The 22874-nt window shown below is 55.8% G+C and carries 22 protein-coding genes, 1 tRNA gene and 1 other RNA gene; 4 read left to right on the top strand and 20 right to left on the bottom strand.

From position 1 onward, the window contains the following. Together IH971_03710 and IH971_03705 are read left to right on the top strand one after the other, a co-directional pair. Positions 1–431, top strand: a 431-nt coding sequence (locus IH971_03710; GenBank protein MCH7496940.1) for a hypothetical protein, incomplete at its 5' end; no start/stop codon positions are given. Positions 432–825: 394 nt separating this feature from the next. Then, a complete protein-coding gene (locus IH971_03705) occupies positions 826–2211 on the top strand; it encodes a hypothetical protein (GenBank protein ID MCH7496939.1) in 1386 nt (461 codons plus the stop codon). A 196-nt stretch (positions 2212–2407) separates the two neighbouring features. Here IH971_03705 and IH971_03700 read toward each other — a convergent pair whose 3' ends face one another. The 9 genes from IH971_03700 to IH971_03660 all read right to left on the bottom strand — a co-directional run bounded on the left by IH971_03700 (position 2408) and on the right by IH971_03660 (position 11505). Beyond that, positions 2408–3457 carry a hypothetical protein gene (locus IH971_03700; protein ID MCH7496938.1) on the bottom strand — a complete coding sequence of 350 codons (1050 nt, stop codon included), beginning with the start codon at positions 3455–3457 and terminating at the stop codon, positions 2408–2410. Between the two features lie 18 nt (positions 3458–3475). Beyond that, positions 3476–4366 (bottom strand): myo-inosose-2 dehydratase, encoded by an 891-nt coding sequence (iolE, locus tag IH971_03695; GenBank protein ID MCH7496937.1) that lies wholly within the window; start codon positions 4364–4366, stop codon positions 3476–3478. 80 nt (positions 4367–4446) lie between these two features. Beyond that, positions 4447–6312 (bottom strand): 3D-(3,5/4)-trihydroxycyclohexane-1,2-dione acylhydrolase (decyclizing), encoded by a 1866-nt coding sequence (gene iolD / locus IH971_03690; GenBank protein MCH7496936.1) that lies wholly within the window; start codon positions 6310–6312, stop codon positions 4447–4449. Positions 6313–6335: 23 nt separating this feature from the next. Continuing rightward, a complete protein-coding gene (locus tag IH971_03685; protein ID MCH7496935.1) occupies positions 6336–7310 on the bottom strand; it encodes a Gfo/Idh/MocA family oxidoreductase in 975 nt (324 codons plus the stop codon). Continuing rightward, complete coding sequence (locus tag IH971_03680; protein MCH7496934.1) at positions 7307–8209, bottom strand: hypothetical protein; 903 nt, start codon at positions 8207–8209, stop codon at positions 7307–7309. The genes IH971_03685 and IH971_03680 overlap by 4 nt, the downstream gene beginning before the upstream one ends. Positions 8210–9202: 993 nt before the next feature. After that, positions 9203–9275, bottom strand: a tRNA-Lys gene (locus IH971_03675). Positions 9276–9498: 223 nt separating this feature from the next. Next, positions 9499–9726, bottom strand: a complete 228-nt coding sequence (locus tag IH971_03670) for a hypothetical protein (GenBank protein ID MCH7496933.1) — start codon at positions 9724–9726, stop codon at positions 9499–9501. An 11-nt stretch (positions 9727–9737) separates the two neighbouring features. Then, positions 9738–10172, bottom strand: coding sequence for a hypothetical protein (locus tag IH971_03665; GenBank protein ID MCH7496932.1), 435 nt, complete (start codon positions 10170–10172; stop codon positions 9738–9740). A 127-nt stretch (positions 10173–10299) separates the two neighbouring features. Then, a complete protein-coding gene (locus IH971_03660; protein ID MCH7496931.1) occupies positions 10300–11505 on the bottom strand; it encodes an aminopeptidase P family protein in 1206 nt (401 codons plus the stop codon). Between the two features lie 135 nt (positions 11506–11640). Here IH971_03660 and ssrA point away from each other — a divergent pair. Then, positions 11641–11997: a transfer-messenger RNA gene (gene ssrA / locus IH971_03655) on the top strand. A gap of 239 nt (positions 11998–12236) precedes the next feature. After that, the gene (locus IH971_03650) at positions 12237–12932 is read left to right on the top strand and encodes a DUF2461 domain-containing protein (GenBank protein MCH7496930.1); all 696 of its coding nucleotides are present in this window, start codon (positions 12237–12239) and stop codon (positions 12930–12932) included. A 110-nt stretch (positions 12933–13042) separates the two neighbouring features. Here the strand turns inward: IH971_03650 and IH971_03645 are convergent, their stop codons facing one another. From IH971_03645 to IH971_03595, 11 genes are all read right to left on the bottom strand, one after another. Then, entirely contained in the window at positions 13043–13771 is a 729-nt protein-coding gene (locus tag IH971_03645) for a DUF4386 domain-containing protein (GenBank protein ID MCH7496929.1), read from the bottom strand. A 19-nt stretch (positions 13772–13790) separates the two neighbouring features. Then, positions 13791–14777 carry an NAD(P)-dependent alcohol dehydrogenase gene (locus IH971_03640; protein MCH7496928.1) on the bottom strand — a complete coding sequence of 329 codons (987 nt, stop codon included), beginning with the start codon at positions 14775–14777 and terminating at the stop codon, positions 13791–13793. Between the two features lie 229 nt (positions 14778–15006). Continuing rightward, positions 15007–15297: a hypothetical protein gene (locus tag IH971_03635; GenBank protein MCH7496927.1), complete on the bottom strand. Its 291-nt coding sequence runs from the start codon at positions 15295–15297 to the stop codon at positions 15007–15009. A 169-nt stretch (positions 15298–15466) separates the two neighbouring features. Beyond that, entirely contained in the window at positions 15467–17098 is a 1632-nt protein-coding gene (locus tag IH971_03630) for an arginine--tRNA ligase (protein ID MCH7496926.1), read from the bottom strand. After that, positions 17095–17475, bottom strand: a complete 381-nt coding sequence (gene rsfS, locus IH971_03625; protein MCH7496925.1) for a ribosome silencing factor — start codon at positions 17473–17475, stop codon at positions 17095–17097. The genes IH971_03630 and rsfS overlap by 4 nt, the downstream gene beginning before the upstream one ends. Before the next feature lie 51 nt (positions 17476–17526). Continuing rightward, positions 17527–18003 (bottom strand): LytR C-terminal domain-containing protein, encoded by a 477-nt coding sequence (locus IH971_03620; GenBank protein ID MCH7496924.1) that lies wholly within the window; start codon positions 18001–18003, stop codon positions 17527–17529. A 129-nt stretch (positions 18004–18132) separates the two neighbouring features. Beyond that, a complete protein-coding gene (locus tag IH971_03615) occupies positions 18133–18651 on the bottom strand; it encodes a hypothetical protein (GenBank protein MCH7496923.1) in 519 nt (172 codons plus the stop codon). Continuing rightward, the gene (locus IH971_03610; protein ID MCH7496922.1) at positions 18629–19372 is read right to left on the bottom strand and encodes an NTP transferase domain-containing protein; all 744 of its coding nucleotides are present in this window, start codon (positions 19370–19372) and stop codon (positions 18629–18631) included. Before IH971_03610 ends, IH971_03615 begins: the two co-directional genes overlap by 23 nt. After that, on the bottom strand, positions 19369–20466 hold the full coding sequence (gene mnmA, locus IH971_03605) for a tRNA 2-thiouridine(34) synthase MnmA (GenBank protein ID MCH7496921.1): 1098 nt from the start codon (positions 20464–20466) through the stop codon (positions 19369–19371). The genes IH971_03610 and mnmA overlap by 4 nt, the downstream gene beginning before the upstream one ends. Next, complete coding sequence (locus IH971_03600) at positions 20463–21638, bottom strand: cysteine desulfurase (protein MCH7496920.1); 1176 nt, start codon at positions 21636–21638, stop codon at positions 20463–20465. Before IH971_03600 ends, mnmA begins: the two co-directional genes overlap by 4 nt. 171 nt (positions 21639–21809) lie before the next feature. Continuing rightward, positions 21810–22685, bottom strand: a complete 876-nt coding sequence (locus IH971_03595; GenBank protein ID MCH7496919.1) for an MBL fold metallo-hydrolase — start codon at positions 22683–22685, stop codon at positions 21810–21812. Between the last annotated feature and the right edge of the window lie 189 nt (positions 22686–22874).

The following is a 22874-nucleotide window of genomic DNA, read 5'->3' as shown; positions in this document are numbered from 1 at the left end:
GGTTGAGGGGCCGAGACCTTATCACTCTTGTAGACCCGACAGACCCAGCACAGGCTAATGAAGGCAGTAATGATAGAATTGTTTCTGAAATTCAGACTGGTAGCTTTGATTTACCATTAGCTTTTAGAGCTGGAATTGCGATGGATGTCTTAAGAATCAAAGGCAGCCGGTTGACAGTCTCTCTTGAGGCCTTCAATCCCAGCGATAACGCCGAAAGCGTCAACGCAGGAATGGAATACGTATTCTCTGATTTTGCGTCAATCAGGTTTGGCTATAAATCCCTTTTTAAGGCCGACTCCGAGGAAGGGTTTACTGGTGGCGGTGGTCTCAATCTGAATATGGATGGATCCAAAATCATCTTGGACTATGCCTACTCCGACTTTGGGAGACTCAAAAACGTGACGAGATTCTCCATTGCTGTAGAGTTTTGATTTATCCCCTTTACTTGCAATAGGGTCTTTGTTAGCGCCAAAGCGACCCCTGTTGAAGACTGCTAGTCTAAAGTCTTGAAACCACTAAGCGTTAACCCTCTCAAGTAGCTGAGGTAATTGTTTGTGCTGGCAGTCATACTCCCCCTGTGATACGTGTACCGAAGGGATTCCCGCGGGATTACGCCACGCGTATTGACTCAAGTAACGGGGGTGCCTTACTCTTTGTATTTCGCACATTGCAGTCAACCTACGCTTCAAATATCCTCAGACCCAGATCCATTCCAGGCCGTCAATGCGGCTTCCCTTACTATCGTTTCACTCTACACGCCCCCTTGGTCTTTGGCCAGGCGATGAACCTAATCGATCGCATCCACTCCCGTTAATAACTCCAGATATGCCCAAGCTGCTAAGTTATCTCCCACTAATTGCTACTTTTCTAATAATCTCTTGCGCGGAGAAGACAGCTCCGCTCCCGGCCCAAACGGTAGCCCATGTGAATGGGGTTCCGATTACCAAAGAAGAATTAGTGAACAGGTTAGAGTTAACGATACTGCCGGAATTTCACGAATTGAAGGGCAGGAATAATCAAGTATTAGATATCCTGATTGATGAACTGGTTGTGAGTGAATGGGCTGAGAATGAGGGTCTCACAGCGTCGCCAGATTACCAGGAAGCGCTGGATTTTGTTAAACAACAAGCGCTTATTCGGGAACTGTTCTTTGAGATATTTAGAAAAAGTGCGGAGCCCGATTCCGAATATATTCAGCTGGCTGTCTTGAAATCTACTCGGCAATTATCAATTCAGACTCTATTTACTGAAAATCAAGCGATAAGCGAAATGTGGCGTCATTCCATACACGCCGGAAAAACATTTACCGACCTGGTAAATGAATCAACAGATAATCCCTTTATTCACGTGAACAATTCATCGTTTCACTGGGGCGATGGAACGGTACCGATCAGCATTGAAAATATTGCCTACCAGTTGGAGCTGGGTGAATCTTCAGATTTATTAGAATTAAACAACGTTTATCTTATTTTTGCAGTTAGAAGTATGGAGCAAGATGTTATTATCACCGAATATGAGTATTCCTTAAAATGGCAAAGAATCAAACAAGTGCTTCAAGCACGCACCGAACTCCGCCTAGCCAATGAGTATGTGGACAGATATTTAACTCCCCTAGGCATAACCCAAAGAGCCACTGGATTTCTTGAAATTTCGCGATATATTGAAGCTAGGTTAGGAATTATTTCGGAGGATACACTCCCTCATCCCCCCCTTCCCGGGAATGAAATCAATATTCGTAAAAACTATAATTTGGAGCTACCAGTAGTGGAAACGCCGGATTATACCTGGACCGGCCGGGACGTACTGAGTATTCTGAGGAAATACAATTTTCGCATCAATTCAAAGAGTTCCAAGACATTACGGGCGACGCTTACGCGGTTTTTAAAAGCAGCTGTCCGTGATCAATATTTAGCGGAACGAGCCAAACAGTTGGGTTTGGAATCCAAGCAGCGTGTCGAGAGCAACGTTCAGATGTGGGCGCGGTATTTTCTATATCAGCAGGGGGTCAAAACTTTTGCAGAGAGGGATACAACATTGACTCTGCCCGCAATGATTGCCGATAAGATTACGGAGTTACGAAGCGCTGCCCATATCACGATTAATCAAGAATTATTGGACAGTATCGAATCGACCGGTATACCCATGGTAGCTTTTTGGAATGGTGATATTACCCGACAATTGGCGGTCCCACCTTTGGCAGAATTCCGGTAATTTTGCAAGGGAGGAAACATAGCACTAGCTTGAAAAGTGGCCCTTTGAAATTGGAAAGTTGGAAATTGAAGCGCCTATGAAGTCGGGCAAAGAAACTGAGAGCATACTTACCCAACGTCATGATGTTCCCCTGGGCCTCATTTTGCCTACTGTCACGGCCCCCTGCCAACGTCCGTAACCCTTCATGACAAGGAGGTCATGGACTAAGAAAAGGCCACTCCCTTTTGGGAAAAAACTGGTAATCAAGAAAGTACTGGTCTATAACTGCATTCGGCCATTGACTTTTCATGGCCATTTTCTTTTCCCGCATTAGAGTGGGCAAATCGATGTATTTGTCGAAGGTGACATAATCTTCCCAGTCTCCGTCAAAAAAGGTGGGCCACCCTTTTGCCAGGGGATGATCCGGGCTCTTGATGCTCTTTTCATGCCTATCAAACCTGGTGCGCATATCGTCGATGGTAGCGGGCTTATCAACATACTCATATTTTACCGCTATTTGCTCAGGCTTTATTTTTTCCCACCCAACCGGTAATGATCCATGCCCGCCCCACTGTACATTGACTCGTGCCCTGCCGTTGTTTTGCCTGGCCTCCTGCCTGGCTTCGTCCGTGCTTAGGATGGCCCTGTGGAAATAGGTGAAGAGCTGTACAAATTCACCGGCGGCAGGATCATATTCAATCCAGACCTTTTCATGGTCGGTGGGGTCGTTGTCGGCCGGGAAATCGATGTCATCATCCCAAAACAGACTATATTCAATGATGGGTTTTTCCGGGTGCAATATGACGGCCACATCTTCCAGCTCAAAGTATTCAGCTGCATGAACATACAGCCTTGGCGCCAATCGAACCACCAGGTCAAATTCAGCGGACGTCAGCACTGCAGGCGGATCCATGGCCAGGACCTGATGATATCTTTCGCTGGCCTCCTTCAGGCGCCTCTCCAAATGATAAGCATAGCCCAGGCGATTTGTGTAGTAGGCCCTGTCACCCGTTCCCTGTTCAAGGCCCTTGATGTAGTGCTCCGTAGCTAGCTTGAAATTCTCTCTTTTTGCCTTCCCACCCACTCTGAACAGATCAAGGTACTTGTCGCCCTCATCAAAATATGATCCCGGTCGTGATTGCGGCTGAGGCAAAATCATATCTTCCGTTAAAGCAGAAGTAGCGCTCATTTGCTCCCCGGTAGTCGGCACAATCGGAGCACTAACAACCAGAATTAGCGGCACAAATCGGACGAGATTAATGGCCACCGTTCAAATCTCCCGGTTTTATGATGAGAAGATGCTGCCTAAATATTCAGCGGCCATTTGAGCATATTGAAGAGGATCGGCTTTGGCCGGATCCTGTTCCGCTTCCACAATCATCCAACCCTCGTAGACGGATTCGACGACCACCTCAAAGATAGGCACAAAATCAATCATGCCATCACCAGGCACTGTAAATACCCCCTCCAGGACTGAATCGAGAAATGAGCTTTTGTCGCTTGGTCCTGACTCTAAGATATTCCTGCGGACATCCTTGAGGTGAATATGTATGATACGATCACTGAATTTCTTAAATACGTCTAGCGGATCCATACCGGCATAACGGAGGTGACCCGTATCGGCGCACAGGGAGATCGTGTCAGGGTTGGTCGATTTCATTAACCGCTCAATTTCTTCATAGGTTTCTATTCCGGTACCCATGTGATGATGGTACCCGGCCTGGATTCCATAGGTATGGCATAACTGCCCAGCTTTACTCAATCCCTGGATAAGGCGGTCCCAATCTTTATCATCGAACACCGGTTTTTGTGAAAGGGGAATATGCCTCGCATTATGCACTGCTCCGCTGCATTCCGCGAGGTTAATGGTCTTCGTTCCCATGGCGGAGAGAAACTGGAGCGATTTTCCCAACCGGTCCAATTCTTCTTCCGGGTTGGTGTTTTGGACAAAGTAGGTTGAGAACCAGCCAGAGGCCAGATCCAAATTATAGGCATCGAGTATGGGTTTGAGCCGCTGGGCTTCCGTTGGATACTTGTGGCCCATCTCCGTGCCGGAAAACCCGGCTTTCTGCATGTCCCCAAGACATTGCTCAAGCGTGATATCCGCTCCCAGTTCAAGCAGATCATCGTTGCTCCAGTTGATGGGGGCTATCCCAAACTTGATTTTATTCCAAATCATTCCTTGGCCGTTCCCTCTGTATGGGTCGTCTGCGCGACCACGCCCTGCCGGGACTGGATGACCGGGACCTGAACATTCTAAAATTGCCGCTTCTTCTGAAGGCTTTTGTCATACTCGTCCCTGGCTTGCTTCACAGACGGCATATCGGACACCTCTGCCACTGGCACTTCCCACCAGGTATCGTAGCCGGGCACGTCTGACGGCCCGATAGCAATATGAATGAGTGTGATCTTCTGGTTGGATCTCGCCTGTTCAAGGGCCGCTTTGATTTCTTCGCGCGTATGGGCCTCAATGCCATGGGCACCCAGGGATGCTGCGTTCTGCGCAAAGTCAATTTTCATATATTCACCTGTCAATTTCTTCGTCTTGGGGTCGCGCACCTGGTACCGATTACCAAACCCCAGGCTCCCCAGACTACCGGCCAGAGCGTTAATGCTGCCAAATCCTTGGTTGTCCAGCAGGACCACAATCATCTTATGACGCTCCTGGATTGAAGTTACCAGTTCCGTGTGCATCATAAGGTAGGAGCCGTCACCCACCATGACGATCACATCGCCGTCTTCCTTGGCCATGCGCGCACCCAACCCGCCGGCTATTTCATAGCCCATGCATGAGTAACCATATTCCATGTGATACTGATCGCCATTATCGATGCGCCACAGTTTATGCATATCCCCTGGCAGGCTTCCCGCCGCCGCCACCACCGTGTCGCGCTCCGTCATGAAGTCATTCACCAGCCCGATGACTTCGCCCTGCGTGAGCCGCTGATCTTCTCGGGGGGCAACTATTCTGGTGACCTCCTGGTCCCATTGAGCTTTTAATGCGGCGATGGATTCGGCGTATGACTTCGACACATGGTAGCCACGCTCAACCAGCCTCGCACCCATGCCGGTCAGGGTAGCCTTCGCGTCGGCGACAACCGGTAACGCGGAGTGCTTATGGGCGTCCGAATCGTTCACGTTGATGCTTATGAATTTTACATCCGGATTTTGAAATTGAGTCTTCGAGGCAGTCGTGAAATCGGACAACCGCGTTCCCAGGCAGATAACCAGGTCTGCTTCCAGGGCCGTTCGGTTGGCCGCCAGGGTGCCCGTCGCGCCAACGGCACCGAGATTCTGTCCATGCTTCCAGGGTAGCGAGCCTTTGCCTGCCTGGGTTTCTCCTACGGGTATGCCCGTCGCTTCACAAAATTGGGCCAGGCTAGCCTCCGCCTGGGAGTAGAGCACCCCTCCGCCGGCGATGGCCATGGGCCTCCTGGATTGCACAATCAACTCCACCGACCGGGTGAGTACCGCTTCATCCGGCTCTCGCCTGGCAATCGAGTAGATGCGTTTTTCAAAAAACTGCTGTGGGAAGTCATATGCTTCCGCCTGTACATCCTCCGGTAGCGCGATGGTGACTGCGCCTGTCTCCGCCGGGCTGGTAAGAATCCGCATCGCTTCCGGAAATGCGGACAGGATCTGCTCCGGTCGGTTGATTCGGTCCCAATACCGGCTTACGGATATGAAGCTGTCATTCACCGATATATCCTGGCTTTGAGCATGCTCCAATTGCTGCAGCACCGGGGCAACGCTTCGGTTTGAGAATGTATCCCCCGGCAGTAGGAGTACTGGCAATCGATTGATGGTCGCGCCCGCGGCGCCGGTAACCATATTGGTGGCGCCCGGTCCCACCGAGGAAGTACAGACGAAGGCCTTCAGACGCCGATGCTGCTTGGCAAATGCTGCGGCGATATGCACCATGCCTTGTTCACTTCGCGGTAAATAGTGCGTGAACTCGCCATCTTGCTCCAGTGCCTGCCCAATACCGGCCACATTGCCGTGGCCAAATATCCCCAACATGCCCGCAAAAAACGGGTGGCTTTGCTCATCGAATTCAACCCACTGGGCTTTAAGGAACCTGACAATTGCCTGGGCGGTTGTTAATCGTATACTATGGCCCATACTCTAAACGCTCCATTTGATCGTCAGCGCCCCAACCCGATCTGATCGTAGATAGATTCCAGCAGCTCGATGTTCTTATACCCGTCCATCTGCGTTGCAACCAGGGAGCTATCCTCTGACTTCTTGCCACGAATGCGATCTATAAACGCCTTATTCTCCCGTCTATAACCCCACCTGTCTTCAATGGGCAACTGGGAGTATTCCAATTTTTCCGTCTCGGCTTCCAAATTCGGGCAATAGGAGACTGCTTCCATCTCATCATTATAGATCGAACTGTGATCCCCATAGATTTCAAGCCTTTCAAAGGGGAATAGCCAGGTGGCATGCGCCGTTGAAGAAAAGACACCATGAACGCCGCTTTCCAATTCAAATATCATGGAGAAATCATCGACACATGCATAGATCGATTTCGATCCTACGGCGGTTACTTTTGTTACCTCTCCAAACAGATATCTGACAATATCTACCAGATGAAGGGTCGTATCGAAAAGAAATCCTCCCGTTACGTCCGGGTTACTTGCCCATGCGGGTACCTGGAGCTCTCCCCGGTTCATTTTGATATTGAAAGACTGCGGGACGATTTCACCCGCCGCAATCAATTGCTTCATTTTCAAATAGACCGGTGCAAATCGGCGATTAAACCCCAACTGGTAGATTTGCCCATTTCCTTCACTGACTTCGATGATCCTCTGGGCATCGGAAAGGTTCAGGGCAAAGGGCTTTTCGCAAAAAACATGCTTATTTTGCCCTAAAGCCTGACAGGTCAATTCCGCATGAAATCTATTGGGGGAAGCAATATATATGGCATCGGAATCATCAATCACCGCCTCCATGCTCGAGAGACACTGCATGCCATGCTCTGAGGCAAACTGCACGCTAATATCATCTTTGATATCATACACCGTCCCCAGGATTACATCCGGATTTGCCTTTAGAATACCAGCATGGCTGCGGGCGATTTCTCCGGCACCTATGAAACCCGTTCTAATGGGGCTCATGCGGTCGGTCCCTGGTAATGATAGTCGGATGCCAATTTATGAATGACATCTTGATATGATCGATCGAAGGGTCCTTCTTTTTCCAACTTCAGCGATGTCATGGCAGCAGCAAACTTGGCAGAGTCACCTGGTGACCACTTGAGACGGCTGGCAAGATAGGCGGAAATACAGGTATCCCCGCGTCCGGTTCGCCCCTTCAGCGACTCGATCACAAAAGGAACCTCAAATATTTCTTCGTCCGCATAAACCAGGACGCCGTCCGCATAGGTAATAACGACTTCACGCGGACCCCAGCTCACGATGATTTTGGCTGCTTTGGCCATATCCTTCTCACCAGTAATCACTTCTGCCTCCACCCTATCCGCCTTAACGGTGTGAATATTCCTTAAGGCATCCTTTTTGGCAGGCCAATCCTTAAACACCAGATTCTTTTCCTCAGGAACTCTAAGAAAGCCCTGCAGGTCAAGAGACACTTTGGGAAATCGCTCCACGATATAATGAACCAGATCATCTGGAACTTCGCCTGCCATCAGCGATCCGATATGAAGGATCTTCGTTTCAATCGCCGGAATATGTGCGGTCGTAAATGGGCCTGCAAATGCCGTGGCCTCAGATATTCTTTTGTCAAGATCTTTGGACGGATACGTATTCGTGAACTCGGTTGTTCTGGCTGTTTCGAACGAGAAGACATCGACACCATTATTTCTGAAGGCATCCAAATAGTGATCATCGTCTTTATTGATGAGGGTTATGACCCCGGCTTTGATTTCCAACTTGGACAGCGCCAATCCGCAATAGTACACGGCACCACCCGGCGCTTCCGTCTCGATGCCGCGCATAACGAGCTTATCCTTGGTGATTTGCCCCAGTACGACTATGTCAAAACTCAGTTCGCGCATGATTTACCTTATCCTGCTTTAACAAATTGCTGCCGGAAGGCAGAACGATCCCTGCTTGCCGGCCACTACACTGGTTCAAGGCTCCGGTGGAACTGTGCAGTATAAACTCTGCATCGAGTTTAGTGGTCACAAAGGACGGTTTGTTCCCGCTTTCAATTCTTGACAGGAGCAGATCTACGGCGTTGGCGGCCATGATTTCAATGCAATCGGTTGCGCCAACTTATCCTGCCTTATTCTTGCTTGTCAAGATTATTTGTATCGGAAGTCGCGTCTGCAACTTGGGGAGCAGGGCCTCGTAGGTTCAAATCCTGGCGCTGGTAAGTCGTTGCTAAAGGCTGCATGGCAGGGGGCAAAGCAGCACTCACTTTGTCCGGGAATACTTAGCTGCGGCTGCAGCGGCCACTCTGGATGACAGTCCGGTGCGGGGCTTCTCGAGGGATTCAGGCCCATTGAAAGTCCCACTCCACCTCGACCGAGCTAGCCCCCCGCGTCAATCCTCACCCTACCCCGACCAGCGGCACCGCCTTACCTTCCTTCGCCCCGCCGGAACTTGTCCCGATCCATCGGGAGGCGGCGGGCCCCGGCTCTTTGACAATTTTCACGCGCACCCCGCCCCGCCCGACGAGTCATCTTGGTATCACTTCGGTATCACCCCTTCCGTCGGTGGGCGTGATACCGCCAGGGGGGAGGGGGCCTCGGCCCTGGCCGTCCCAGGCCGTAGACCTTGGGCGTAACCGCCTCGGGGAGTCCGCCACGGCGAGCCGGTCACCGCTCTCGTCGGGGAGCGTGACACCTGCCCCGCCATAACTTGTCCCGTCCCGAAGCTTCGGGATTCGGGAGGCGGCGGCCGCCCGGGGGACGATGGCTCCCACCGTATCCGGTTCCGTATCCGCCTGTGGGTGCGGTTCTTGCGGTTCTTTGCGGGAGTTTGGACGAGGGGCTTGGGAGCTGTTCTGGGTCTATTTCGGGGGCTTGCCGACGGGAACGGAGGCGTGCGCCACACAGGACTCGAACCTGCAACCAACGGATTAAGAGTCCGCTGCTCTACCAGTTGAGCTAGTGGCGCGGCGGGCAAATTTACCCCCTGCCTGGACTCAAATCAAAAGCCCCAAGCAGGGAAAACCGTCCTGAGTTAGGGGTTACTTCAGGTGTATGAACGGTGAGACGTCACTGGCTAGCCCGTCGGCAGGCTGCTGAGGACGGACGCCCGCGGCAACACGACAATTTTGGCGTCGCGCGGACGCCGTGGGCAGGTACGAAAACCGGTGTGGGAAGTGGGTCGCCGGCCGCTAGACCACGCTCATCACCAGCAGGCCGATCATGACGATCAATGCGACGAAGATCGCCGCCACACCATAATTCTTGTTTCTGATTTCTGCCCACTCGTCGATGTCACGCGATATGAGCGCAAAAATCAGGACGGCAATGGCTGTTCCCAGCGAAAAGCCGATAGAAACTGCCAGCGCCCAGCCGATGGTTCTGAGGTAAAGGACCAGGGTATCACCAAATGACAGCACGTCAATCCTCCTTATTCAACCCACTCAATTTGACGCATGAACTCATGTGTTTTGATCTCGCCTTGGCGGAGCTTTTCAGCCAACGTCGTTTTGGCCCGGGTCGTCATTTGCACATCATCCGTCCTGGAAACCGCGGCTACATAAATATCGATCACGTTCAAACCGGTGCGCGCGATGGCGTGGCTGGTAGCCACATACCCAACCAGTATCACTTCTTCAAAATTGTTCCGGCGGCTGGGCAAGGTCAGGTAAAATACAAGCTCGCCGTTCTCATTCTTTTCCAGGTTCATCTGCACCATGTCCGCCGATACCCGGTAGTGCTGGCAGTTCCTCATGATGGTGGTGAAGAATATGATGTTGGCGCGAGCCGGCGTCACCAAGACCAGGCCCCAGATCAGAACCAGGCCTAAAGCGACCAGTTTTGTGGGTCTCCCCAAGTTGATCAAGTCTTGCTCCTCCAGCGCTGCGGGTTAATGAAGTGCAATATGGTTAGCGATAGCCGGCAACATTTTAAGGGTTGCGGCCCCCCAATAGCAAGGGATACCACGCTTGCTGCGCGGCCGGAGGCTCCCTCTAGAACATGGCCAGCAGCGGCAGCACTTCTTCCTGCGAAGGAGTCGTCGTCACTTCCACACCTGTGTCGCTGATGTAGGCGTCGATCTCGCTGCGGATGCCGAACTCGCCCGGCAGGTAGATACCCGGCTCGATGCTGAAGCCCACACCGGGGATCAATTGGCGGTCGTCCCGCACCTCCAAGGCATCGATGTTAACCCCCGCGCCGTGCACTTCAACGTCGATGCTGTGGCCGGTGCGGTGGGTAAAATGGGGACCATATCCGGCCTCAGTGACCACCGCCCGGCAGGCCTCGTCCACCTCCCAGCCCGCCACCGGCTGGCCCGCAGCCAGGCGCCGCTCCATAAACCCCACCGCCGCATCCCGCGCCTCCTTGACAACGCTAAAAACCTGGGCGATTTTACCGGGCACCTGTTCCCCGGCATACCCGGTCCAGGTGATGTCCACGTAGGTGGCTTCCGGCTCGTCGCTCTGTTTGGCCCACATGTCGATGAGGAGCAGGCTGCCAGCCTCGATGGGGCTGGGATTGCTCTCGGTGGGCGAGTAGTGGGGCAGGGCAGCATGGGCATCCACGGCCACAATGGGCGGATGATCCGCGTACAGTCCCGCAGCAGTCATGTCGCTCATCATCGCCTGCTGGAGCTCGTATTCAGAGAGCTTCTGCCCGTCGCGCACAGCCTTGGCCGCCGTGGCGAAGGCCCGTTCCCGAATCTGATGCATAAGCGCCACGGTAGCCATGTGGGCGGTATAGCCCTTGTGGCTCCAGCGGGAGTGGAAGTACTGGATGATGTCGCCGGATGAGACCACCTCTACGCCGGAGCTGCGCACCAGCTCCAGGGTGCCTGCGTCGATCTTGCTCACATACGGCAGGGCACATTCCGGGGAGTACTCCATGGCCACCCGATGGTGTCCGGCCAGCAGCTCACCAAGGGCATGGTGGAGTTCCTGCCAGCCGCTGTAGGGAATCCGTTTGCCCGGCAGCCCCTCAAAGTAGTGCTCCTCAATGCGGTGGACCAGGGCCGCGGGGCTGCCGGTGGCAGGCAGCAGGTAGAACCAGCGGCGCGTGATCAGCCCCTCATCCAGCGGCACGAACTGGCGGGCGAAGGTGTTGAGTCCCTGGAAGTCATACAGCAGCCAGGCATCCAACCCCTGATCCGAGAGGAACTTCTGGAACTTGGGCAGCGTTTCGGCACTGATTCTGGTCATGGGCGCCTCCTGATGTTTGAAATCTGCAGGTGCTGGTCCGGCACGACTAAGTGTTGGGATTGGCCGGGTGACAAATTATATTACCAGCGGCCCAAAAGCACCCTTGGGGTGCCTCGCTGGGCGCTCTTTGACATTGGGGGCGAAACGGTTTCGACGGATTGGCAGGTGCACGTGGTTGCGCGTCGAGGATGTCTGGTCACCTCGTCAAATCATCCGGGCAGACCAACAAGTGCCGATAACTACGGCATGGCCTACGCTTAAATAGCATAGGCCCGTCGCCCCGGGGGGTGTCTGCCCTCCCGGGTCTCGGCGTCATCGCTGCAGACTGGTTCCTGTCTGCGCCTGAGGGGCAGGAACGAGACCTTTTCAGGCTGGCCGCTTCGGCGTTTGTCCGTTGACCAAGAAGCGGTGAGACCCATCAGCGGACTATGCGTGTAGACGCCGCCTGGACCACTTCTTCGGACGGGGGTTCGACTCCCCCCGCCTCCACTATCTGATCGGGGGGCCTCAGCGTAGCCAGCAGGCTACTGCCTACGGCGAGCCTTCGACTCCCTCCCTCCGGCCGTAGGCCAACAGGCCAAGGCCGCCTCCACACCATACCCAAGAGTGTACCACCACCTTCCGGGAATGGATGGGCCGGGTATTTTAGTATCAAGTATCAAGCCGAATTCTTGCCACTCTTATTTTGTCATCCATTTTGCCTGTAATAACAGCATCAACAGGGATATTTCATGAGCAGTTCGAAGTCACCCTTTTCGCCTGCGCTGTTTGACTTTCTCAAGGAACTCAGCGAGAATAACAACCGCCAGTGGTTCAATGCCAACAAGGAGCGGTACCACTCAGATGTGCGCGACCCCATGCTCCAGTTCATCGTCATGATGCAAGCGCCGCTGGCCGAGCTTTCGGCCCACATCGTGGCCAGCCCGAAGCCGGTGGGCGGTTCCATGTTCCGAATTTACCGCGACACCCGTTTCTCCAAGGACAAAACGCCCTACAAGACCCACGCCGCTGCCCACTTTCAGCACAGCAGTAGCGGCGATGCCCACTCCCTGGGATTTTATGTGCACCTGGGTCCGGAGAAAAGTCTGCTCGGCTGTGGCGTATGGCGTCCGGCGACCCCCTCGGCCTATCAAATCCGCAACCACATCGCCGCGCACCCTGAAGATTGGCGCAAAGCGACAACCGGGCAGGCGTTTTTAAGCACTACCAACGGCGTGGAGGGCGAGCAGCTCAAGCGGGTACCCAAAGAATTCGGCCCCGACCACCCCTTTGCCGATGACCTGCGCCGGAAGGATTTTACCGCGTCCGTACGGCTGAGCAGCAGGGAAGTGACGTCGCCGGGATTCGTGGAGCAGGCGGCCAGCAGCTACCGCGCTATGGCCCCGTTAGCGGCCTACCTGGCCCGGGCGTTGGAGTTGGCCTGGTAGCGCGGCGTCGGTGCACCCCGGATTGACCGGCTCCCGCACCCAACAGATTTGACGGTGCCGCCGGGCGCTGGCTCGAAAACGAACTCCTTATCCCTTCGGCATGGGTTAGGTTAGGCAGATTCAAGAGCACGTTTCTCCTGCTGTTCGTCCTTTCCACCTTTAATCAAAAGCCACAAGTTAAGTGAAAATTCCGCAATAACCGCAGGCACGGCAACAAACACTAAAAATAATGCTTCGTTGTTGGCGTAGCGGGATGAAAGAAAATTTCCAAAACTATCTATTTGATAGCCTACAGATGCAATTATCAACAGGACGCCCAAAATTCTGGGAATGTAGTCCGACTTGAAAATCAAATAACCAAGGACAAATATATGCAGGCCAAAAAATATGAATGAAATATGCATTCCATATTCGTACGCATTAAGAAATAGCATCGCTTGAGCATGCAACTGATTGGGTTCAAATACTGTGGCATAGTCCGAACCACTTAGAAGTTGCCAAGCAAAAACAAGATTGAGCTGATTGAGTACAAAAACAGCGACAAACACCAACCGCAACCACGCCGCGAGCAGCGAGAGACTCTTACTTACTGGTTTGAGGAAAACATAGAGCGCCCAAGCTACAATCGCATCAGCCGTAAGCGCGAATAGCCAGCTAGCAATACCCATGCGAAATAGTGACTCAGAAGCCATAATATTATCGGCTGTTGCTGCTGCATTCCCCGGCACAGAAATCCCAGAGAAACTAGCGAAGCCACCGAATATAAAAATGATTAGATACCCGAACCCTGCGACCAGGGCAGCTTGGCGTAGTGATATATCAGCGATACGGTTTGTCATTTCAATTTCTCCTGATTTATTAGGTTTTGTTATTATGCTCCACAGTTATGACCACATTCCCCTTTTTGTGCCCTTTTTCAACATACCGGTGAGCCTCGGCAGTTTGTTCCAACGGATAGCGTCTATCGATGACCGGCTTTATCTTTCCCGTCTCAATCAGCTCTTTGAGGAAAACTAAATCTTTCTTGATTTTCTCTGGTGGCCTCACATACGTGGCCTTAATAATGGCTTTTTTACTGCCGAATATTGAAGTCCATAACATTGGAAATATAGTTGCGGCCCTACCGGCATCAAGATAGACACCCTTTTGCTTTAGCGAGCCTTTACAACGTGAAAATGAACTCTTGCCTACCGTGTCAAAAATAACATCATAGGTAGCACCACCTTTGGTAAAATCCTCTTGGGTATAATCAATGACTGTATCGGCGCCCAGAGATTTCACCAGTTCTATATTTGTTGTGCTGCAGACGCCGGTCACTTCTGCCCCAAAGTACTTGGCAACCTGTATCGAAGCAGTACCTACAGATCCAGAAGCGCCATTGATAAGTACTTTTTGTCCACTCTGAATAGTTCCCTTACCCCTAAAAAAATGTAATGCTGTTAATGTCCCTTCAACAACAGCGACAGATTCCTCATAAGACATATTGGTAGGTTTTATGACCAATGCCGCGTTTTCAGGCAGAGAAATGAACTCAGCATAAGCACCGAAGCCGAGCCCGGCATGTCCCAAAATTTGGTCACCGATTTTAAATAATTTTACATCTTTTCCAACGACTTCAATTTCCCCGGCTAGCTCAATCCCGAGTATGTTTTTTTTAGGTTTTGTGAGACCAGTGAATAGTCTAGCAATAAATGGTTCACCTTTTCGACCGGAGAGACCCGATGTTGTTGCTGTTGCTGCGTGAACCTTTATGAGTACTTCATTATCTTTAGGAACAGGTTTTTCTACCTCTTGGAGCTGAAGAACATCCGGTGGTCCGTATTTTGTGCATACAATCGCTTTCATAGGTATTGCTCCAAGATTACTTTGATGCGGCCATTTTCAGTTAAGTATACCACAATAGGTCCTGCATGCTTGCAAAACCTAACGGCCTGGGTGCTGAACTATTGTTTCTGACCCGCCCTGTAGATGAAAATGGGCGGCCCGATGGCTGGAGAGCCCTGCTGGGGTGGGGTTGAGGTGGCCGGGATGCCGGGCTCCGGCAGAGCTGTAGGGGGCTCACCGGGCTGCACGCCTAGCCGCTGAAGTGGCGCTCTATGCCCTCATGCATATCCTCTATGCCCCTAAGCACATCGGAGTAGTTGGCGAGTTTCACGATTTTGGCCTGGGCCCGGTAGGCCGGGGGCAGCACCGCCCGGGCCGCCGCCTTGTCATCCAGTTCCACGATCATCCACGCCTTGTGCTCGCCGTCCTCGCAGCCGTAGTCGGCGTGGGTCATAAAGTGGGAGCCGCTCTCCATAAAAATCTTGGCGGCCTGAGCGCAGTCCTTCCGGTCGTGGGGCACCTCGATCAGGAATCTTTCCATGGCAGGTCCTCTCGCTGGTGATGTGTGACGTTGCTGGGGGGTGAGCCCGCCGCCAATGTTACAGGCGACAGCGGCGGTTGTCCACAGGCGCGTGGCGGGCTGATGCCCACTGGTTGACCAGCGTGAACAGCGAGGATAGCGCCAGTAGAAAGAACGGCACGTCCACGGGCTACAGCCTATCCGGCGCAGCGACGCCCAGAATGGCCAGGCCGTTGGCCATGGTCTGGCGGCAGGCGGCGGTAAGCACCAGCCGCGCGGCGGTGAGCGCCTCGTCCTTGGTGACCACCCGGCCTGCGGCGTAGTAGCGGTGGTAGTCCGCCGCCAACTCCTGTAGATAAGCCGCCACCGTCTGGGGTTCCAGCGAGTCGAGAACCTGGGACACCACTTCGGGGAACCGCCACAGCGTGACCATGAGCGCGCGCTCCTCCGGAAGGGTGAGCAGCCTCAGCTGCGCCCGGCCGGGGTCGAGGACGTGGCCACTGGCCGCGGCATGATGGGCGACATTGACCATCCGCGCGTGGGCGTACTGCAGATAGTAGACGGGATTCTCATCGGAGGACTTGCGGGCCAGCTGCAGGTCAAACTGGAGGTGTGAGTCCATGGTCCGCATGATGAAAAAGTACCGGGCCACATCCGGGCCCACCTCCTGGATGAGCTCCTCCAAGGTGACGAAGGTCGCCTTGCGGGTGGACATCTTCACCGTTTGCCCGCCCTGGGTGAGGGTGACAAACTGGTGGATGAGCACCCGGATGTGGGTGGTGTCATAGCCCAGCCCACGGAGCCCCGCCAGGACATCGGGATAGGTGTCCTGATGGTCGGCCCCGAAAACGTCCACGATCAGGTCAAAGCCGCGGTCCAGCTTGTGGGCGTGGTAGGCGATGTCGGGCAGGCGGTAGGTGGGCTCACCGGTCTGCTTGACCAATACGCGGTCGTCGGCACGGCCCAGAGCGGTGGCCTTCAGCCAAGTGGCGCCATCTTGCTCGTAGGCCAGCTGGTGCTCCCGAAGCTTGGTGAGGACGTTCTCCAGCGCACCCGATTCGTATAGACGGTTCTCGTTAAAGTAAGAATCCAGCGTAACGCCCAGTTGTTTCAACGTAGACTTGATGTCCTCAAAAATGGTCCGTTCCGCTGCCGCGGTAAACGGTTTGCTGTCATCTGCGTCGGCCTGGTCCACACCATTGCCGGCAATCAGGGCCTGGGCGATCTCACGGATGTAATCGCCCTCGTAGCCATCTTCAGGGAAGCTGGCCTCCAGCCCGAGCAGCTCCCGGTAGCGGGCCTGCACCGATTCGCCCAGCAGCCGCATTTGCCGCCCCGCATTGTTGTAGTAATACTCCCGCTCCACGTGGTAGCCATTCCAGGCCAGAATGTTGCTCACCGCGTCGCCTAGAATGGCGCCGCGGCCATGCCCCACCGTCAAGGGTCCGGTGGGGTTGACGCTGACGAACTCCACCAGCGCGCGCTGGCCCGCTCCGATTCCGGATTTGCCGTAGTCGCCAGCCTGGTCCAGGGCGGTGAGGAGCTGGCCGCGCAGGAACTGATCGGCCACGGTGAAGTTGAGAAAACCGGGCGGCGCGACGTCGACCTTGGCAATGAGTTTTGGGTCCAAGGTGAGCCGCTCCTTGAGCGCTTCAGCCAGCTGCATGGGGGGCCGGCCAGCCTGTTTGGCGTAGACCAGGGGCGCATTGCTGGCCAGGTCGCCGTGGGCAGCACGTTTCGGGCGTTTCAGCACCATGTCATCCGGTTCGATGTCCAGCTGTTGCAGTGCCCCGGCGAGTTGAGTGCGCAGCTGGTCGATCACGGGCGGGGCTCATCGATGGTGGACATCTTTGCGTCGGCCCACAGGCGTTCCAGCCCATAGAATTCGCGCGCCTCCGACAGAAAAACATGGGCGATGACATCAATGTAATCCATGAGCACCCAGGAAAGTTGTCGGGCTCCCTCGATGTGGTAGGGGCGGCTATGCTCGGCTCGCAGAGAGTGATCAATATGATCCACGATGGCCTTCACCTGCACGTCGGATTCCCCCGACCCCAGGACGAAGAAGTCGGTCATGGTGGTAAGACCGCGCAAATCCATAATGACAACCTCCCGGGCCTTCTTGTCGAGCATCAGCGCGGCCGACCGGGCTGCCAGTTCGGACGAGCTGAGCACCGCGCCAGGCGGGCGATCAATCATGCTTCATATTGCGACCAGCTGGGAGCGCGCAGGCGAGGCAAGGAGCGGGGCCTAACGGCCTGAATTCTGCATGTCCCGGAAGGCGGTCAACGATTCGTAATCCTGCCCGATGACCACCGTTACATCCAGTTGCAGTGCGGGGTCGGGGAGGTTTTCCACGGCGCTGGGTTCCACGCCCAGGGCCTGGGCCAATTGGCGGGCGCGCTCAAAGTTTTTACCGCGGTTGACCACCAGCGTGCGGGGATAGTCGTAGCGGCGCGCATTGGTGAACCGCACCACGTCGTAGCCGTAGCCCCGGAGGTAATCGGTGAACTGGTTGGCGATCCCCGGCACGCCGCAGCCGTTCAGCACTTCGATCTGAACGTGCTGGCCAGTGGCGGTCAAGCCCCCCGTCGCTCCACCGGGAGACCCGGGCGGGACAGACAGCAGCCGGGCCCGTTCTGCCAGGCCCTCGCCGGAGACGGTTACCTGCACGCCGGACCGGGTAGTGAGGGCGGAAATGACGAAGCCCAGCACCAGCAATCCCATGACGGCCAGGGCCAGGTTAAAGAGCCAACGCTGGAATTCGAACCGGCGTCTGCTCCAAGGTCGATGTGTGGGGTTGGTAGGTCGGTAACGGGGTCGGGGGCGCCGTTGGCGTCGCGTAACGGCAGACTCCTACTGGCCGGCCGTATTGAGCCCGCCGCCAGGGGAATAGGTTTGGTAGGGCAGGTAGCCGAAGCCGCTCAAAGATGAATACCGTGACCGGCGGGGCAGGTTGGAGAAGCCCACCTGTATGTTGAAGTTGCGGAGCAGTTGCCAGTTCATCCTGGCCTGATAATAAACCTGGAGCGGGTTGGTGCCCAACTGCTGTGCACTCACGATGTTGGGCTGGACAAAATGAACGTGACTGGTGAGCACAATATTGTCGGCCACCAGGTAGCGCATCTGATTGGTGTAAATGCTGAGGCTGGAGGCCCCCGCCGGCAGGCCGATACCCGAGGCGACAGAAAAGGAAAAGTTGTGGCTCATGCTGAACCGCTGGGGGTCGAGCCAGGAAGGGCTGGCGATGGACTTCAGCGGGGTAGCCGCAGAGGTGGCGGGCAGATCGTAGCGCAGCTGGCCGGCTGCGGCGCTGACAAGCAGCAGTAAGGCAGCCGCAAATGTGCCCCGATTACTCATTGAATGCTTCGGCATGGACCCTCCTCAGCTCGGCTTTGGTGTTAACTCCCAGAATTTGCTTATAATCTCTTGCCTTTTCAATAGCGATCATTTGATTTTGTTCCCGCAGAAGGGTGAGCACATCGGGCAGGTAATATTCGTGTTGCCGGTTATGATTTTTCACCAACGGCAGGGTAGCGAACAGGGTTTGGGCATCAAAGACATAGATGCCGCCGTTGATTTCGCGGATGGCACGCTCCCGGGCCGTGGCATCTTGCTCCTCCACCACCCGCAGCAAGTGCCCCTGGTCGTCCTTGAGGATGCGACCGTAGCCGGTGGGGTCAGGCAGCTGGGCGGTGAGCATGGTGGCCCTGGCACCCGTGGTTCGGTGGCGGTCGCACAGGGCGTGCACCGTATCCGGCGCCACGCCGGGGACGTCCCCGGAAAGCACAACGATATCGCCGTCCATAGCGCCCAGCATGGGTCGGGTCTGCTCAACGGCGTGGGCCGTGCCCAGCTGCTGCTCCTGTTCCACGAAGGATAACTTGATGCCCCTGAGAGAAGCCTTCACGCGCTGCTGGCCGTGCCCCACCACCAGTACGATGGGGTCCGCGCCCACCTCCTGGGCCGTGGCCACCACCCAGTGGATCATGGGCTGGCCGTGCAAGTCGTGGAGCACCTTGGGAAGCTTCGAGCGCATGCGCTTGCCCCGCCCGGCTGCAAGAATGATGGCTGCCAGCTTACGGTCGCCGGTCACGCGATGCCACCGCTCTGAATGATCCCGCCCCCCAGAACTACCTCGCCAGCATAAAATACGGCCGACTGTCCGGGCGTGATGGCCAGCTGCGGCTCTGCAAACTCCAGCTGTGCCGTGGCGCCACCGGTGGGAGTGAGCCGGGCCGGCGTACCGGTCCCGTTGTAGCGCACGCGTCCATCAATGTCACAGGGTGCGGCAGGGGGCTCCACCAGCCAGTTGACTTGCTCCACAGTGCAGCGGGAGCTCAGCAGGGCAGCCCGGGATCCCACGGTGATGCGGTTGTTGTCCGCATCAAGGGCAGTCACATACTGTGGCTCGGGGCTGGACAGACCGAGGCCGCGGCGCTGGCCCAAGGTAAAGTAGGGATATCCGGGATGGGTACCCAGCACCTCGCCGGCCTCATTGACGATCTCGCCCGCACCGATGTCGGCCAGGCGGTCAGGTGCCTGTTGGCGCAGGAAATGCCGGTAGTCGTTGTCGGCCACAAAGCAGATATCCTGGCTGTCAGGGGCCTGGGCCGTGGCAAGATCGTGCTCGCTGGCCACCTGCCGCACCCGGGCTTTGGTCATGCCGCCCAGGGGAAAAAGGGTCCTGGCCAACGTATGGCGGTTGATGGCCCACAGCACGTAGGACTGGTCCTTGTTGGCGTCCAGCCCCTTGAGCAGGCGGGGGGCGCCGTCAGGTCCAGCCTCGATGCGGGCATAGTGGCCCGTGGCGATGAAGCGCGCGCCGAGCTGGTCTGCCTGGGCCATGAGGGCGTCCCACTTGACAAAACTGTTGCAGCGCACGCAGGGATTGGGGGTGCGGCCACCCAGGTACTCGTCCACAAAGTGGTCCACTACCTGGGTCCGAAACACCTCCTGAAAGTCAAGGGTGTAGTGGGGTACGCCCAGGCTATAACAGACGTCGCGGGCGTCGTTGATGGCCTCCACCGGGCAGCAGTTGCTCTCGCCCACGATATGGCCACCCGCGTCTCGATACTCCCACAGTTTCATCGTGACGCCGATGGCGTCGTAGCCGGCCTCCAAGGTCTTCAGGAGGGCCACGGAGCTGTCCACGCCACCGGACATGGCCACCAGCACGCGCGAGCTCATGGGCCGGTATCCACGGCCGGCACCGTCATTTCAGGTGACCTCAACCGCTGGGATAACCCCTGAACCACTTCATCAACAACGTGGGCCACAGCCAGGACTTCCTGCTCCGTGGTGGCATAACCGAAAGAAAAGCGCACCGACCTAGCGGCCTGGGCCTCGCTGAGGCCCATAGCCATGAGCACCCCGGACGGTTCAACCGATCCCGATGCACAGGCCGAGCCATAGGAGACGGCCACGCCGTTCAAGTCCAGATTCATCATCAGTGACTGACCGTAGCCATCGTCGGGTTGGTGCTCCGGTGTGCCGCCTGCAGCTGGTGGGAAGCGCAGGCTGATGAGCCCCGGGTAACCGTGGTCGCCGTTCACTTGATATGTCACGCCGAGACGGTCAAGCTCCGCCAGGAAGGTCTCGCGGTAGTCTGTCAACCGGTGCCAGAGAGTTTGGCGGTGTTGGAAAGTAATTTCGGCTGCCCGGGCAAATCCGATGGCCCCGCTCACGTTCTCGGTGCCGCCGCGGTGGTTGTTTTCCTGTGAACCTCCCAGGTGGAGGGTCTCGAAGGGCACGTCCTTGCGGGCATAGAGCAGGCCGACGCCCTTGGGTCCGCCCAGCTTGTGGGCCGATGCCGACAGAAAATGAATGCCACTGGCGGCAACATCCAGGGCTACCCTGCCAAAGGCCTGTGCGGCGTCGGTATGAAACAGGATGCCGCGGTCCGCCGCCAGCGCGCCAAGGGCCGCAACGTCGTTGAGCACGCCGGTCTCATTGTTGGCCGCCATAATAGAAATGAGCCGGGTGTTGGGACGCAGCGCTGCCGCCACGCGACCGGATGAGATTTCGCCGGTAGGCTCGGGCGCTACCCTGCTGACCTCCACACCCCATTTCGCCAGCCGCTCCAGGGGCCGGAGAACGGAGGGGTGCTCAATCCTGGAGGTGACCACGTGATCTCCCGGCGAAAGCCGGTCGCCGAAAAGACCGCACAGAACCAAATTGTTAGACTCGGTAGCACCGGAGGTAAAGATGATTTCCCGGGTTGCCGCACCCAGGGCCTGCGCCAGCGTTTTGCGGGCCCGCTCGAGTGCGACTTTGGCCGCCTGGCCGGGTCTGTGGACACTGGAGGCATTGCCGTAGAACCGGTCATCAGCCTCGGCCATGGCCTGGCGGACCTCAGGCATGAGGGGGGCCGTGGCGGCGTAATCGCAATAGATGCTTGGCGTTGTTCCCGGCATGTTGAGTATTGTTTCAGCCAGAGCCGTGTATTGAAATTAACCGACCGGGCGAACTGCTCCCCGGCGTGCAGGGCGGGACCCAGCGGTGGGCAAAGTTAGCGCGTGAGCCTGACCGTCTCAACCATTTGGGGGCGAAAGGCGGGGAAAATCGATGGTAAGACCCTGGAACGCGGCGGTGGTGTTCGCAAACTCATGGCGCGCCCGCTGCTCCATATCAAAGACATCATCGTCGGAGTAGTTGGGGCTGTAGTGAAACAGGAACAGGCGTTTGGCCTTGGCTCCCATGGCTACCGCCACACTCTCTTCCCAGGAGCTGTGGCCCCACGTGCGATGGGCGGCCAGATCCTCGCGGTGGAAGTGGCTATCGTGGATGAGGGCATCGACGCCCCGACTGATTTCTATGGTGGCCGGCACCAAATCTTTGACGGTATGCTCAATGTCGGTGATGTAAGCCACCGCCCGGCCTTCAGCCTCCACCCGGTAGCTCATGGCGCCGTTGGGATGGGGATGGAGCGCGCACTCCACCAGGTGGCCATTCCCGAATGGATGCCGGCCCGGTTCCAGCTCCACGTAAGTGAGCTTGGCGGGCAGGTCACCAGGACTTAGCGGGAAGTAGGGTGGCCTGAATAACCCTTCGATGCTGCCCTGCAACGAGTTCTCTTTCCGTTTGGGGCCGTAGATGATAAGGTGGGCGTGCGGTTGGTGTAACGGTGCAAAAAACAGCAGCCCGATAATGTGGTCCCAGTGGGTATGGGAAAGGAACAGATGCACTTCATAAGGCTTTTCATTGGAGCGGGCGATGAGGTTGCCCAGGGGGCGAATCCCGGTGCCAGCATCGAAAATGATGTGAGTCCCATCGGTGGGGGAAAATTCGACGCAGGCCGTGTTACCCCCAATGCGATGCTTGTCCGCATCGGCCGTTGGAATCGAGCCCCGCACCCCCCAGAAACGGAGCTGGGAAACACCGTTGTTTATGAATTCGTCAGTGGACAATGTCAGTACTCTTTACGACTCGCACTCCCGGGAAGGATACTTATTGCTGCAACGGACAGCAAAATAACCATAATGAGGGTAGCTTGTAAATGCCTTTGTCGAAAAGTGGGTGTGGGCTGTGCGCAGCTGCCAGATCAGTATGCGGATACACTTTGCTGGCTCCCTCGTGCGCTTTAGAGGGTAATTTTG

The sequence above is a fragment of the Candidatus Neomarinimicrobiota bacterium genome, assembly GCA_022560655.1.
Lineage (GTDB): Bacteria > Fidelibacterota > Marinisomatia > SCGC-AAA003-L08 > TS1B11 > JADFSS01.
Note: the sequence above shows the minus strand (reverse complement) of the source record. Positions and strands in the feature narration are given on the sequence as shown.

Bases quoted from the DNA above. Each gene is read 5' to 3' on its own strand.
- rsfS (MCH7496925.1), bottom strand. From the start codon at position 17,475: ATGATTGATCGCCCGCCTGGCGCGGTGCTCAGCTCGTCCGAACTGGCA.
- IH971_03680 (MCH7496934.1), bottom strand. From the start codon at position 8,209: ATGCGCGAACTGAGTTTTGACATAGTCGTACTGGGGCAAATCACCAAG.
- IH971_03600 (MCH7496920.1), bottom strand. From the start codon at position 21,638: ATGCCTGAGGTCCGCCAGGCCATGGCCGAGGCTGATGACCGGTTCTAC.
- IH971_03705 (MCH7496939.1), top strand. From the start codon at position 826: ATGCCCAAGCTGCTAAGTTATCTCCCACTAATTGCTACTTTTCTAATA.
- IH971_03640 (MCH7496928.1), bottom strand. From the start codon at position 14,777: ATGAAAGCGATTGTATGCACAAAATACGGACCACCGGATGTTCTTCAG.
- IH971_03650 (MCH7496930.1), top strand. From the start codon at position 12,237: ATGAGCAGTTCGAAGTCACCCTTTTCGCCTGCGCTGTTTGACTTTCTC.
- IH971_03685 (MCH7496935.1), bottom strand. From the start codon at position 7,310: ATGAGCCCCATTAGAACGGGTTTCATAGGTGCCGGAGAAATCGCCCGC.
- IH971_03620 (MCH7496924.1), bottom strand. From the start codon at position 18,003: ATGGGATTGCTGGTGCTGGGCTTCGTCATTTCCGCCCTCACTACCCGG.
- IH971_03645 (MCH7496929.1), bottom strand. From the start codon at position 13,771: ATGACAAACCGTATCGCTGATATATCACTACGCCAAGCTGCCCTGGTC.
- IH971_03660 (MCH7496931.1), bottom strand. From the start codon at position 11,505: ATGACCAGAATCAGTGCCGAAACGCTGCCCAAGTTCCAGAAGTTCCTC.
- mnmA (MCH7496921.1), bottom strand. From the start codon at position 20,466: ATGAGCTCGCGCGTGCTGGTGGCCATGTCCGGTGGCGTGGACAGCTCC.
- iolD (MCH7496936.1), bottom strand. From the start codon at position 6,312: ATGGGCCATAGTATACGATTAACAACCGCCCAGGCAATTGTCAGGTTC.
- IH971_03615 (MCH7496923.1), bottom strand. From the start codon at position 18,651: ATGCCGAAGCATTCAATGAGTAATCGGGGCACATTTGCGGCTGCCTTA.
- IH971_03635 (MCH7496927.1), bottom strand. From the start codon at position 15,297: ATGGAAAGATTCCTGATCGAGGTGCCCCACGACCGGAAGGACTGCGCT.